The 13,461-nt window shown below is 59.6% G+C and carries 12 protein-coding genes; 8 read left to right on the top strand and 4 right to left on the bottom strand.

Going from position 1 to position 13,461, the window contains the following annotated elements; all coding sequences use genetic code 11:
* Positions 1–23 precede the first annotated feature (23 nt).
* Positions 24–983 (top strand): DMT family transporter, encoded by a 960-nt coding sequence (locus tag M5G20_RS22630; protein ID WP_273920969.1) that lies wholly within the window; start codon positions 24–26, stop codon positions 981–983.
* Between the two features lie 131 nt (positions 984–1,114).
* On the opposite strand, the gene M5G20_RS22625 is transcribed toward M5G20_RS22630, so the two are convergent.
* Positions 1,115–2,509: a class II fumarate hydratase gene (locus M5G20_RS22625; protein ID WP_150732383.1), complete on the bottom strand. Its 1,395-nt coding sequence runs from the start codon at positions 2,507–2,509 to the stop codon at positions 1,115–1,117.
* A 192-nt stretch (positions 2,510–2,701) separates the two neighbouring features.
* Between M5G20_RS22625 and M5G20_RS22620 the strand changes: the two genes are divergently transcribed.
* From M5G20_RS22620 to M5G20_RS22590, 7 genes are all read left to right on the top strand, one after another.
* The gene (locus tag M5G20_RS22620; RefSeq protein ID WP_075947361.1) at positions 2,702–3,226 is read left to right on the top strand and encodes a DUF2059 domain-containing protein; all 525 of its coding nucleotides are present in this window, start codon (positions 2,702–2,704) and stop codon (positions 3,224–3,226) included.
* Positions 3,227–3,238: 12 nt separating this feature from the next.
* Positions 3,239–3,538 (top strand): BolA family protein, encoded by a 300-nt coding sequence (locus M5G20_RS22615; protein ID WP_008151216.1) that lies wholly within the window; start codon positions 3,239–3,241, stop codon positions 3,536–3,538.
* 197 nt (positions 3,539–3,735) lie between these two features.
* Positions 3,736–4,680 (top strand): oxygen-dependent tRNA uridine(34) hydroxylase TrhO, encoded by a 945-nt coding sequence (trhO, locus tag M5G20_RS22610; RefSeq protein WP_273920968.1) that lies wholly within the window; start codon positions 3,736–3,738, stop codon positions 4,678–4,680.
* Positions 4,681–4,716: 36 nt separating this feature from the next.
* The gene (locus M5G20_RS22605) at positions 4,717–5,319 is read left to right on the top strand and encodes a DsbA family protein (protein WP_191635185.1); all 603 of its coding nucleotides are present in this window, start codon (positions 4,717–4,719) and stop codon (positions 5,317–5,319) included.
* Complete coding sequence (locus M5G20_RS22600) at positions 5,312–7,129, top strand: ABC transporter ATP-binding protein (RefSeq protein ID WP_150732387.1); 1,818 nt, start codon at positions 5,312–5,314, stop codon at positions 7,127–7,129. The genes M5G20_RS22605 and M5G20_RS22600 overlap by 8 nt, the downstream gene beginning before the upstream one ends.
* Positions 7,130–7,324: 195 nt before the next feature.
* Positions 7,325–9,781, top strand: a complete 2,457-nt coding sequence (locus M5G20_RS22595) for an EAL domain-containing protein (protein WP_273920967.1) — start codon at positions 7,325–7,327, stop codon at positions 9,779–9,781.
* A gap of 77 nt (positions 9,782–9,858) precedes the next feature.
* Positions 9,859–10,620: a TenA family transcriptional regulator gene (locus tag M5G20_RS22590; protein ID WP_443218319.1), complete on the top strand. Its 762-nt coding sequence runs from the start codon at positions 9,859–9,861 to the stop codon at positions 10,618–10,620.
* Between the two features lie 135 nt (positions 10,621–10,755).
* Here M5G20_RS22590 and M5G20_RS22585 read toward each other — a convergent pair whose 3' ends face one another.
* The 3 genes from M5G20_RS22585 to mupP all read right to left on the bottom strand — a co-directional run bounded on the left by M5G20_RS22585 (position 10,756) and on the right by mupP (position 13,460).
* Positions 10,756–11,682, bottom strand: a complete 927-nt coding sequence (locus M5G20_RS22585) for a GGDEF domain-containing protein (RefSeq protein ID WP_273920965.1) — start codon at positions 11,680–11,682, stop codon at positions 10,756–10,758.
* Between the two features lie 186 nt (positions 11,683–11,868).
* Positions 11,869–12,609 (bottom strand): YciK family oxidoreductase, encoded by a 741-nt coding sequence (locus M5G20_RS22580; protein ID WP_273920963.1) that lies wholly within the window; start codon positions 12,607–12,609, stop codon positions 11,869–11,871.
* Between the two features lie 179 nt (positions 12,610–12,788).
* Complete coding sequence (mupP, locus tag M5G20_RS22575) at positions 12,789–13,460, bottom strand: N-acetylmuramic acid 6-phosphate phosphatase MupP (protein WP_217873267.1); 672 nt, start codon at positions 13,458–13,460, stop codon at positions 12,789–12,791.
* Position 13,461: the final 1 nt, after the last annotated feature.

Genomic DNA, 13,461 nt, shown 5'->3' with positions numbered 1-13,461 from the left:
TGTCATTGGGTTTCGGGGTTTGCATGCACATTTCATCGGGTCGCTGGGTTTACGGTTTGTTTCTGGCCCTGCTGACCGCGCTGCTGTGGGGAATCCTGCCCATCAAACTCAAGCAGGTCTTGCTGGTGATGGACCCGGTCACGGTCACCTGGTTTCGCCTGATGGTGTCCGGCAGCTGTCTGTTCTTTTATCTGGCCGCGACCCGACGTCTGCCGAGCCGTAAAGTGCTCGGCCCGCGGGGCGGCTGGCTGGTAGCGATGGCGGTGCTGGGGCTGGTGGGCAATTACGTGCTGTACCTGATGGGGCTCAACCTGCTCAGCCCCGGAACTGCGCAACTGGTGGTGCAGATGGGGCCGATCATGCTGCTGATCGCCAGCCTGTTTGTATTCAAGGAGCGTTTCAGCGTGGGGCAGGGCATTGGCCTGCTGGTGCTGCTGATCGGATTCGCGCTGTTTTTCAATCAGCGACTGATCGAGTTATTGACGTCGTTGAGCGATTACACCGCCGGTGTGTTGCTGGTGTTGTTGGCGTCCACGGTCTGGACCTTCTATGCCTTGGGGCAGAAGCAACTGCTGACGGTGTGGAATTCGTTGCAGGTGATGATGGTGATCTATCTGTTCTGCGGGCTGTTGCTGACGCCGTGGGTGCATCCGCTTGAGGCGCTGGAGTTGAGCCCGTTGCAAGGCTGGTTATTGCTGGCGTGTTGCATGAACACCCTGATCGCCTACGGCGCGTTTGCTGAAGCGCTGGCCCATTGGGAAGCTTCGCGAGTCAGTGCGACGCTGGCGATCACGCCATTGGTGACCTTTGGCGCTGTCGCCATCGCCGCCTGGATGTGGCCGGACTATGTGCATGCCGAGACCATCAATGGCCTGGGGTATGGCGGCGCGGTGCTGGTGGTACTGGGTTCGGCACTGGTCGCGTTGGGGCCTTCGCTGATCGCCGGGCTCAGGGCGCGCAAGATGCGGATGGCGGCTAACTAGACCGCGTCATCGTTCATCGCAGGCAAGCCACGCTCCCACAAGGACTGTGTCGGTCACAAATATTGCAATCGACACAAAACCTGTGGGAGCGTGGCTTGCCCGCGATGACGGACTATCCGGCGCTAGAGATCTCAGCCCTTGGCCCCAGCCTCCAGCATATTCTCCGGCCGCACCCATTCATCAAACTCTTCATCAGTCAGATACCCCAACTGAAGAGCAGCCTCACGCAAGGTCAGTCCCTCGGCGTAGGCCTTCTTGGCAATCTCCGCCGATTTGTCATAGCCGATGTGCGGGTTCAGCGCCGTCACCAGCATCAAGCCTTGCTCCAGGTGCTCAGCCATTTTCCCGGCATCCGGTTCCAGGCCGGCAATGCAATGCTGCTGGAAGTTGCTGCAGCCATCGCCCAGCAGGCGAATCGATTGCAGCAGGTTGTGGATGATCACCGGTTTGAACACGTTCAGTTGCAGGTGACCCTGACTCGCGGCGAAACCGATGGCGACGTCGTTGCCCAACACCTGACAGGCGAGCATCGACAGCGCTTCGCACTGGGTCGGGTTGACCTTGCCGGGCATGATCGAACTGCCGGGTTCGTTGGCCGGCAGTTTCACTTCGGCGAAACCGGCACGTGGCCCGGAGCCCAGCAAACGCAAGTCGTTGGCGATTTTCATCAGCGTCACGGCGAGGGTTTTCAGGGCGCCGGACAGCGTCGTCAGCGGCTCGTGCCCGGCCAATGCCGCGAACTTGTTCGGCGCGGTAATGAACGGCAGGCCGGAAAGCGCGGCCAGTTCGGCGGCGATGGCTTCACCGAAACCGTGGGGTGAATTCAGCCCGGTGCCGACCGCGGTACCGCCCTGGGCGAGTTCACACACCGCCGGCAGGGCGCTGCGAATGGCCCGCTCGGCGTAATCGAGTTGCGCTATGAAGGCTGATATTTCCTGGCCGAAAGTGATCGGCGTGGCGTCCATCATGTGCGTGCGGCCGGTTTTCACCAGTTTCATGTGACGCGCCGACAACTCGGCCAGACCGCCCGACAGTTCGCTGATCGCCGGCAGCAAATGGTGCTGCACGGCCTGCACGGTGGCGATGTGCATGGCGGTGGGGAAGCAATCGTTGGAACTCTGGGAGCGGTTGACGTGATCGTTGGGGTGCACCGGCGACTTGCCGCCACGCGGGTTGCCGGCCAGTTCGTTGGCACGGCCGGCAATCACTTCGTTGACGTTCATGTTGCTCTGGGTACCGCTGCCGGTTTGCCAGACCACCAGCGGGAATTGATCGTCGTGCTGACCGTCGAGCACTTCATCCGCCGCTTGTTCGATCAGCCGGGCGATGTCGGCGGGCAGGTCGCCGTTGCGGTCGTTGACCCGGGCCGCCGCTTTCTTGATCAGCGCCAGGCCGTGAAGCACGGCCAGCGGCATGTGTTCGTTGCCAATGGCAAAGTTGACCAGCGAGCGTTGCGTCTGAGCGCCCCAGTAAGCTTCGTCCGGGACTTCAACCTGGCCCAGGCTGTCTGTTTCAATACGGCTCATCGGTCACACTCCTGTAGGTCTGATTGCGCAGTTTAGGCCGTGATCACCGGCCGGGGTTCCATCTGTCTCGATTCTGCCCATTGAAGCCCTCTAAATCACGCGCCACAAGGCTTGGGGTTGAGCGACACACTTTTTTAGGCGCAGAATGGTCGTCCTTGGGGTTTTACCTCGCCTGCTAGAAAAGGAAACTCGATGACTCGTCTTCGTGCCATCTGTACCGCGGTTGCATTGGTTTGTGCCAGCGGCCAGGTTTTTGCCGATACCGCCAGCCACAACGCCAGTGCCGAGGCTTTCCTGACTCTGGCGCATGCTGACAAATTGGGCACTCCGGTGTACATGCAGGTCCAGCAGATGTTCGCCCAGCGCTTCCAGCAAACCAAAGCCCCGGAATCGAAAAAAGCCGTACTCGAAACCTATCAGGCCAAGGCTAACGCCGCCCTGGACCAGGCCATTGGCTGGAACAAGCTGAAACCGGACATGGTCAAGCTCTACACCACCAACTTCACGGAATCCGAGCTCAAGGACCTGGTGGCGTTCTACAAGTCGCCACTGGGCAAGAAAGTCCTGGAAAAAATGCCGCAGCTGACCCAGCAATCGGCACAGATGACCCAGGCCAAGCTGGAAAGCGCGGTGCCTGTGGTCAACAAACTGCTGGCTGACATGACGGCCGAGCTGGAGCCGAAAGGCGCCGCCGAGCCAGCCAAGAAAAAGCCTTAAACGGAGTTCGGTATGACCATGCAACAACGCATCGAATCGACGCTGGGCCTGCTTCAGCCTCAGCATCTGCAGGTGCTTGATGAAAGCCATATGCACAGTCGCGGGTTGCAGACCCACTTCAAGGCTGTGGTGGTCAGTCAGCAGTTCGAAGGCCTGAACCGGGTCAAGCGCCACCAGAAAGTCTACGGCACGCTCGGCGAGCTGATGGGCGAGTTCCATGCGTTGGCGCTGCATACCTACACGCCTGAAGAATGGGCACAGATCGACGCGGCTCCGGCTTCGCCGACCTGCGCCGGTGGTAGCAAACACTAAAGATCACCCCCTGTAGGAGCCGGATTGCTGGCGATGGAGTGACAGTCGACTGCATCGTAGCTGGCTCACCATCGCCAGCAAGCCGGCTCCTACAGGGATGGCTTTTTTGGTAGAATGCCCAACGCGCCGCTCACCCGGCGCGTTTTTTTTCGCATCCGGTTCACCCCTTACGAGGGTAGCCACCTGGAGATTTACCCATGACACAACAGATTGTCGTGGCGGCACTGTATAAGTTCGTCACCCTGGAAGATTACGTTGACCTGCGCGAGCCACTGCTCAAGGCGATGGTCGACAACGGCATCAAAGGCACCTTGCTGATCGCCGAAGAAGGCATCAACGGGACCGTGTCCGGTAGCCGCGAAGGCATCGACGGGTTGATGGCCTGGCTCAAGAACGATCCGCGCATGGACGACATCGACCACAAAGAGTCGTACTGCGACGAACAGCCGTTCTACCGCACCAAAGTCAAACTCAAGAAAGAAATCGTCACCCTCGGCGTCGAAGGCGTGGACCCGAACAAAAAGGTCGGCACCTACGTTGATCCGCAGGACTGGAACGCGCTGATCAGCGATCCGGAAGTGCTGCTCATCGATACTCGTAACGATTACGAAGTCTCGATCGGCACCTTCGAAGGTGCGATCGACCCGAAAACCACCAGTTTTCGTGAATTCCCCGACTACATCAAAGCCAACTTCGACCCGGCCGTGCACAAGAAGGTCGCGATGTTCTGCACCGGCGGCATTCGCTGCGAAAAGGCATCGAGCTACATGCTCAGCGAAGGCTACGGTGAGGTCTATCACCTCAAGGGCGGCATTCTGAAGTACCTCGAAGAGGTGCCGCAGGAAGAAACCAAGTGGCAGGGCGACTGCTTTGTGTTCGATAACCGCGTGACCGTTCGCCACGACTTGAGCGAAGGCGATTACGATCAATGTCACGCCTGCCGCACGCCGGTCAGCGTCGAGGGTCGCGCTTCGGAGCACTACGTGGCCGGCATCAGTTGCCCGCATTGCTGGGACAAACTGAGCGAGAAAACCCGCCGCAGCGCCATCGATCGGCAAAAGCAGATCGAACTGGCCAAGGCCCGCAACATGCCTCACCCGATCGGCTACAACTACAAGCAAGCATCATCTACCGAGGCCTGAACCATGACTGCGCGCCTGCTCTATGTGATGGACCCGATGTGTTCCTGGTGCTGGGGCTTTGCTCCGGTTGCAAACGCATTGGTAGAGCAGGCGGCGGCCGCCGGAGTAGACGTGCATCTGGTGGTGGGCGGTTTGCGCACCGGCAGTGGCGCCGCGCTCGAACCGACCACCCGGCGCTACATTCTCGAGCACTGGCAGGCGGTCACCGAGGCTACCGGCCAGCCGTTCAAGCGCGAAGGCGCATTGCCTGACGGTTTTGTCTACGACACCGAACCTGCCTGCCGAGCACTGGTGACGGCACGTAACCTGGCGCCGGATTGTGCGTGGAAACTGCTCGGGCTGATTCAGCACGCCTTTTACGCTGAAGGTCGCGATGTCACCCGGGCCAGTGTTCTGGTGGAGCTGGCAGAGCAGGCCGGTCTGCCGCGAATTGAATTTGCCGCCGCGTTCGACCGTGCCGATACGCACGCTGCAACATCGGCCGACTTCACCTGGGTCCAGGACCTGGGCATCGCCGGTTTCCCTACGCTGCTGGCTGAGCGAAACGGCCAATTGGCGTTGTTGACCAATGGCTATCAGCCTTTGCGCGAATTATCCCCGTTGCTCGGCCGCTGGCTGGAGCGCGCTGCCTGTGCATGATCTGCCCGACGAAGCCGTACCCGCTAAACGTGTCGACCGCTTGAGCTGGGCGGAAATCCGTCGCCTGGCCCTCCATCACAAGAAATCCCTCTGGATCGCCAACGGCGTGGCCGTACTGGCGACGCTGTGCAGCGTACCGATCCCGTTGCTGTTGCCGTTGCTGGTGGACGAAGTGTTGCTGGGGCACGGCGATGCTGCGCTGAAAATCATGAACCTCGCGCTGCCTGACGTTTGGCAAAAAGCCGCGGGTTACATCGGCCTGATGCTGGTGGTGACCCTGGCCCTGCGTTGTGCCGCATTGCTGTTCAACGTACTTCAGGCGCGATTGTTCGCCGCGCTGGCCAAAGACATCGTCTACCGCATTCGCATCCGCCTGATCGAACGCCTCAAACGCATCTCGCTGGGCGAGTACGAGAGCCTGGGCAGCGGCACGGTGACCACGCATTTGGTCACTGACCTCGACACGCTGGACAAATTTGTCGGCGAAACCCTCAGCCGTTTCCTCGTCGCCATGCTGACCCTGGTCGGCACCGCCGGGATTCTGATGTGGATGCACTGGCAACTGGCGCTGTTGATTCTGCTGTTCAATCCGCTGGTGATCTACGCCACGGTGCAGTTGGGCAAGCGGGTCAAGCACCTGAAGAAACTCGAGAACGACAGCACCTCGCGCTTCACCCAGGCACTGACCGAAACCCTGGACGCGATCCAGGAGGTGCGCGCCGGCAACCGCCAGGGTTTTTTCCTCGGTCGTTTGGGGCTGCGGGCCAGGGAAGTTCGCGATTACGCGGTTAACTCACAATGGAAAACCGACGCCTCGAACCGTGCCAGCGGTTTGCTGTTCCAGTTTGGCATCGATATCTTCCGTGCTGCCGCCATGCTCACCGTGCTGTTCTCCGACCTGTCCATCGGCCAGATGCTCGCGGTGTTCAGCTACTTGTGGTTCATGATCGGTCCGGTCGAACAACTGCTGAACCTGCAATACGCCTTCTACGCCGCCGGTGGTGCGCTGTCGCGGATCAACGAGTTGCTGTCGCGCGCCGACGAGCCGCAATACCCCAAGGGCGTGGACCCGTTCACCGGGCGCGATACCGTGGGTATCGAGGTGCAAGGCTTGAGCTTCGGTTACGGCGACGAACTGGTGTTGAGCCAGATGAACATGTCCATTGCCCCCGGTGAAAAGGTTGCGATTGTCGGTGCCAGTGGTGGCGGCAAGAGCACGCTGGTGCAGTTACTGCTGGGCTTGTACACACCGTTGGCCGGGACCATCCGCTTCGGCGGCTCGACCCAGCAGGAGATTGGCCTGGAAACGGTGCGGGAAAATGTCGCCGTGGTCCTGCAGCATCCGGCGCTGTTCAATGACACCGTACGCGCCAACCTGACCATGGGCCGCGAACGCAGCGACGAGGCTTGCTGGCAGGCACTGGAAATCGCCCAATTGCACGCCACCATCCGCGATTTGCCCAATGGCCTGGACAGCATCGTCGGGCGCTCCGGCGTGCGTTTGTCCGGCGGGCAGCGCCAGCGTCTGGCGATTGCGCGAATGGTATTGGCAGAACCGAAAGTGGTGATTCTCGACGAAGCCACCTCGGCGCTGGACGCCGCCACCGAATACAACTTGCATCAGGCACTGGCACGGTTCCTGAGCAACCGCACCACGCTGATCATTGCCCATCGACTTTCGGCAGTGAAACAGGCCGACCGTGTATTGGTGTTCGATGGCGGGCAGATTGCCGAAGATGGCGATCACCAACAGTTGATCGCCGACGGCGGCTTATACGCCAAGCTGTATGGCCATCTACAACAAATGTAATTTTTGAGGCCGAGTGAATGAACGCTGTTTGAAACTTGTCTGAAGCCCGAAAACAAGAACATCGTCACCGGTCCAACGGCTGTCCAGCCCCTCTCGGGCGAGGCTCGCCGCTTGCCGGGAGCGTAATCGCCACCTAGTCTAGCTGGAGCGATTTCGTCCGGATGACGATCAAGCAGTGCTAATGCAAGGGACCTCATGAATCAAACGCGGACTCTCGGAACGCCACGGTTGTTGGGCATCGTCTGGCCATTTATTGCCGTTGTGCTGTTTCAAGCTTTGTTGGGTGGCGTTAGCCTTTATATGCTGTCGGCGGTTCGCGGCTATGTGGCCGGCGAAAGCCTCTGGTCCAAGGGCCAGAAAGATGCGATCTATTACCTCAATCTCTATGCCGACAGCGGCGATGAAGGGATATTTCGCAAGTACCAGCACGCCATCTCCGTACCTGAGGGCGGGCATGAGTTGCGCGTGGCACTGGATCAGCAACCGCCTGATATAGAAGCGGCACGGCTGGCGATTCTCAAGGGCGGTAACCACCCGGACGACGTCAACAGCCTGATCTGGCTGTACCTTAATTTCCGCCATTTCAGTTACCTGGAAAAAGCCATCGATCTGTGGACGGTCGGTGACGCCTATCTGGTCAAGCTCGACGACGTTGCGCGGGACATGCACCAGCAGATCACCGCCAACCCGGCTTCCGAGGCGGATATCCGGCGCTGGAAAGAGCAGATTTTCGCGATCAATGATGAGGTGACGCCAGCGGCGAAAGCCTTCAGTGATGCACTGGGGGAAGGCTCGCGGGTCATTCTTCGTCTGTTGCTGCTGACCAACCTCGCCACCGCCCTTGGCTTGATCGCGCTGGCGTTGATGCGCACCCACAAGCTGCTCAAGCAGCGCCATGCTTTCGCCGACGCCTTGCAGTTGGAAAAAGATCGCGCGCAGATCACCCTGCAATCGATCGGCGATGGAGTGATTACCACGGATGTCGCTGGCGCCATTGCCTACATGAATCCAGCGGCGGAGGCGTTGACTCACTGGAAGGCCGAGCAGGCAGCGGGGCTGCCGCTCGCGGCATTGTTCAATCTGCTGGATGAAAACGCCCAGGCCGATGGGTTTACCTTGATCGAACGCATTCTGAGCGGGCAGCTCAGCGGTGGCAGCGAGCATTCCAAACTGATTCAACGCCTGGATGGCAGCACCGTTTCGGTGACATTGGTGGGAGCACCGATCAGCAACGCCGGCAAGGTCAGCGGCACGGTGCTGGTGTTGCACGACATGACCCAGGAGCGGCAATACATCGCCAATCTGTCGTGGCAGGCTACCCATGACGCCTTGACCGGCCTGGCCAATCGCCGCGAATTCGAGTATCGCCTGGAACAGGCGCTGCACAACCTGACGCGGCAGCCGGGGCGGCATGCCTTGATGTTTCTCGACCTGGACCAGTTCAAGCTGGTCAACGATACCTGCGGTCATGCCGCGGGCGACGAGTTGCTGCGACACATCTGCGCGCTGCTGCAATCCGGTTTGCGCGAAGGCGATACCCTGGCCCGGCTGGGCGGTGACGAGTTCGGCATCCTCCTGGAAAACTGCGGGCCCGAGGCCGCGGAGAAAATCGCCGAGTCGCTGCGCCAGACCGTGCAGAACCTGCACTTTGTCTGGAAGGGCCGGCCATTCGTGACCACCGTGAGTCTCGGCCTGGTGCATGTTTCACAAGCGCCGACCACCCTTGAAGCCTCGCTTCGCGCTGCCGACATGGCGTGCTACATGGCCAAGGAGAAGGGGCGCAACCGGGTTCAGGTCTATCACCCCGACGATTCGGAGCTGTCCCTGCGCTTTGGCGAAATGGCCTGGGTGCAGCGCTTGCACATGGCGCTGGAAGAGGACCGCTTCTGTCTGTACGCGCAGGAAATCGCGCCGCTGGGGATCGACGCGGAGGGCGGGCATATCGAAATTCTGCTGCGCCTGCATGATGAAGCCGGGCGGATGATCCTGCCTGACAGTTTCATTCCGGCTGCCGAGCGTTATGGCCTGATGAGTACCATCGATCGCTGGGTCGTGAAGAACGTGTTCAAGATCATTGCCCAATGCCGCGCCGAGCGCCCTGGCGAGCCACTGGCCATGTGTGCGATCAATCTGTCAGGCACCACCATCGGTGACGAGGCATTTCTCGACTTCCTGCGTGAACAGTTCGTAACGTATTCAATTCCGGCTGAAATGATTTGTTTTGAAATCACAGAAACCAGCGCGATTGCCAATCTGGGCAGCGCAATTAGATTCATTAATGAACTCAAAGGCTTAGGTTGCCTGTTTTCGCTGGACGACTTTTGCGCCGGGATGTCCTCATTCGCGTACCTGAAACATTTGCCTGTAGACTTCCTGAAGATCGACGGGAGTTTCGTAAAGGATATGCTGGACGACCCGATTAACCGCGCCATGGTCGAAGTGATCAACCATATCGGCCATGTCATGGGTAAGCGCACGATTGCCGAGTTTGTCGAAACAACTCAGATCGAGCAGGCATTGCTGGAAATCGGGGTGGATTACGCTCAAGGATATGTTATTGAACGTCCGCAACCGTTTACCTGCGATAGCCTCCAAAGTCGTCCTGCCAGGCCCCAGCCGTTGTTGTTCAAGGCGCCTGGCACATTCCGTTGAAAACTCTCGATGATCTAACAATCACAATCAAAAGGAGCTCGACAGTGATCGACACATTCAACAGAACCGGACCGCTCATGGAAGCTGCAAGTTATCCTGCCTGGGCCCAGCGCCTGATCCAGGATTGCAGCGAGAGCAAGCGCCGGGTTGTGGAACACGAACTGTATCAGCGCATGCGAGATAACAAACTCAGTGCAAAAACCATGCGTCAGTACCTGATAGGTGGCTGGCCGGTGGTTGAACAGTTCGCGTTGTACATGGCACAAAACCTGACCAAGACCCGTTTCGCCCGCCACCCTGGCGAGGACATGGCGCGTCGCTGGCTGATGCGCAATATTCGAGTCGAATTGAACCATGCCGACTACTGGCTGAACTGGAGCCGTGCACACGGCGTCAGCCTCGAAGATCTGCAGGCACAACAGGTTGCCCCTGAACTTCACGCCCTGAGCCATTGGTGCTGGCACACCAGTTCGGCGGATTCGCTGATCGTCGCCATTGCCGCCACCAACTACGCCATTGAAGGCGCGACGGGCGAGTGGTCGGCGGTGGTCTGTTCCAATGGCGTGTACGCCGCCTCGTTCCCCGAGGAAGAGCGCAAGCGTGCGATGAAGTGGCTGAAGATGCATGCCCAGTACGACGATGCCCATCCTTGGGAAGCGCTGGAAATCATCTGCACCCTGGCGGGCACCAACCCGAGCAAAGCCCTGCAAGTGGAGCTGCGTCAGGCGGTGTGCAAGAGCTATGACTACATGTACCTGTTCCTTGAGCGGTGCATGCAGCTGGAGCATTCAGAGAAGGCGCCGGTAGTTCGGGAACGATTGGAGTTGGCTGAAAGCTGATTCCGAAATACGCAATAAAAACTGTGGGAGCGTGTTTGCTCGCAATCAGGCCGTGTCAGTCAGCAATCATGTTGAATGACACACCGCTATCGCGAGCAGGCTCGCTCCCACATTGATTTGGGTCGTGGCTGAAAATCAGCCGGCCATCGTCAACCGGTTACGCCCCTCGCGCTTGGCGACATACAGCGCATTATCGGCCCGTCGCACCAGGCTCTCGGCGGACTCGCCGGGCAGCAGGGTCGAGCAACCGAGGCTGATCGTCAGCTCGATCGAGCGTCCATCGGCGATGTATTCCTCGGCCTGCGCGGCAAATCGCAGGCGTTCACCCACCAGGGCAGCGGCTTCGCGACTGGTGTTCGACAGCAGAATCAAAAACTCCTCGCCGCCGAAACGAAACACCATGTCGACATTGCGCAGCTGATTTTTGATCGAGGCAGCAACCGCCTTGAGCACGTCATCGCCGGCGCTGTGGCCATGGGTATCGTTGATCCGCTTGAAGTGGTCGATGTCCAGCATCAGCAACGACAACGGTTGCAGATGACGCCGTGACAGCTCGATTTCCCGTTGCAGCGTCTGATCCATCGCGATGCGGTTGCCGGTGTCGGTCAATGGGTCGCGCAAGGCACTTTGGGTGGCGGCGCGGTACAGCAGGGTATTGCGCATCGGGTACAGCAGCGTCGCCAGCAGCGACTCAAGGTTGCCCTGTTCCTGCTCGCTGAAACGCTGGTTGCGGCGAAACACCAACTCACCCAAATGTTCACCCTCGTGGCTGAGGCTGTAGCTGATCGAGTGGTGACCCCGTTGGCCGAATTCCAGTCGCAGGTCGCTGCTCTTGTGCTCGTAACTCAAGGCATCCAGCGGAACCAGGCGCTGAACCTCGCGGAAGAACAAACCGAGAATGCGTTGCGGCTCAAGACTGGTTTGCAGCTGCATGCTCATTTGCTGGCGCAGTTTCGCAAGGCTGACCGGCCTTTCCAGAGAGGGTTGCTGCTGACCAAAGCCCAGGCGTTGCAATTTGGCGCTATCGAAGTCAATTGCGTTGGTCTGGGAAGGTGATTTCATATGGCGTGCGCCCTTGAGCAGTAAGGCTGTCTTACAAGCTGGGTGAGAGCGGCTTTGGGCTGCGCGTCAGTACTGATCCGTCAGTCCCGTAGGACATTTCGTACAAGTTTAATCTGCTTTGTAGAAGTTGAGCATGCTCAAATGCCGCGACGGGAAGTCGACGCGGCACAAAAGCGACGTACGGCATTACTGCGCGTTGAAAGCCTGGCCGTTGATGCCCTTGCTGTCCGGGCCCATCAAGTACAGATACACCGGCATGATCTCTTCCGGGGTCGGATTGTTGAGCGGGTTTTCTCCCGGGTAAGCCTGGGCGCGCATGCTTGTGCGGGTGGCGCCCGGGTTGATGCTGTTGGAGCGCACAGGCGCTACGGTGTCGACTTCGTCAGCCAGGGTTTGCATCAGGCCTTCGGTGGCAAACTTGGAAACGCCATAAGCGCCCCAGTACGCGCGGCCCTTGCGGCCGACGCTGCTGGAGGTGAACACCACCGAGGCGTCCTGGGACAACTTGAGCAGCGGCAACAGCGTGCTGGTGAGCATGAACATGGCGTTGACGTTGACTTGCATGACACGCATGAAGTTTTCGCCCGACAGCTGTTCGATCGGCGTGCGCGGACCAATGATCGAGGCGTTGTGCAGCAAGCCGTCCAGGTGACCGAATTCAGTTTCAATCATCGCGGCCAGCTCATCGTATTGATGGGGCAGGGCGGTCTCCAGATTGAACGGAATCACCGCCGGTTGCGGATGGCCCGCGGCTTCGATTTCGTCGTAGACCTGAGTGAGGTTGGCTTCGGTCTTGCCCAGCAACAGCACGGTCGCGCCGTGGGCTGCATAGGTTTTAGCGGCGGCAGCGCCGATGCCACGACCAGCGCCGGTGACCAGAATGACCCGATCCTTGAGCAAGTCGGGGCGGGCGGAATAATCAAACATAAAAACCTCTACACAATTATGCGGGCACCGAACTGTGGCGAGGGAGCTTGCTCCCGCTCGGCTGCGAAGCAGTCGTAAAACCATTCAATGCGGTGTGCCCGAGATACGGTGGTGGTAGATAGAGGGGCGCTTCGCACCCCGGCGGGAGCAAGCTCCCTCGCCACAAAATCCGGTTCGGCTCAGCAGCTGCACAGGGCGCTATCGAGCACCTTGCGCAGCTCCAGTGGATGATCAACCACCACATCCGCACCCCAATGCCGCGGATTGTCATCCGGGTGGATGTAGCCGAAGGTCACGGCCGCAGTCTTGGTGCCGGCATCACGCCCCGACTCGATATCGCGCAAGTCATCGCCCACGAACAGCACGCTGGCCGGATCCAGGTCGAGCATCTTGCAGGCAAGGATCAACGGTTCCGGGTCCGGTTTGCTGTTCTTCACGTGGTCCGGGCAGATCAGCAGGGCCGAGCGTTCGGCCAGCCCCAGTTGCTGCATGATCGGTTCGGCGAAGCGCAGCGGTTTGTTGGTGACCACGCCCCAGATCAGGTTGGCCTTTTCGATGTCCGCCAGCAGTTCGCCCATGCCGTCGAACAGTTTGCTGTGGACCGCGCAGCCGACGAGGTAGCGCTCCAGAAACTCCAGGCGCAGTTCCTCGAAGCCCGGCGATTCCGGGTCCATGGAGAAGGTCACTGCGACCATCGCCTTGGCGCCGCCGGAGATCTCGTCGCGGATGTGTTTATCGTTGATCGGTGGCAAGCCACGGTCGGCACGCATCGCCTGGCAGATCGCAATGAAGTCCGGCGCGGTGTCGAGCAGGGTGCCGTCCATGTCGAAAAGAACTGCTCTGATACGCATC

This window comes from Pseudomonas sp. TNT2022 ID1044 (genome assembly GCF_028656895.1).
GTDB lineage: Bacteria > Pseudomonadota > Gammaproteobacteria > Pseudomonadales > Pseudomonadaceae > Aquipseudomonas > Aquipseudomonas reinekei.
Note: the sequence above shows the minus strand (reverse complement) of the source record. Positions and strands in the feature narration are given on the sequence as shown.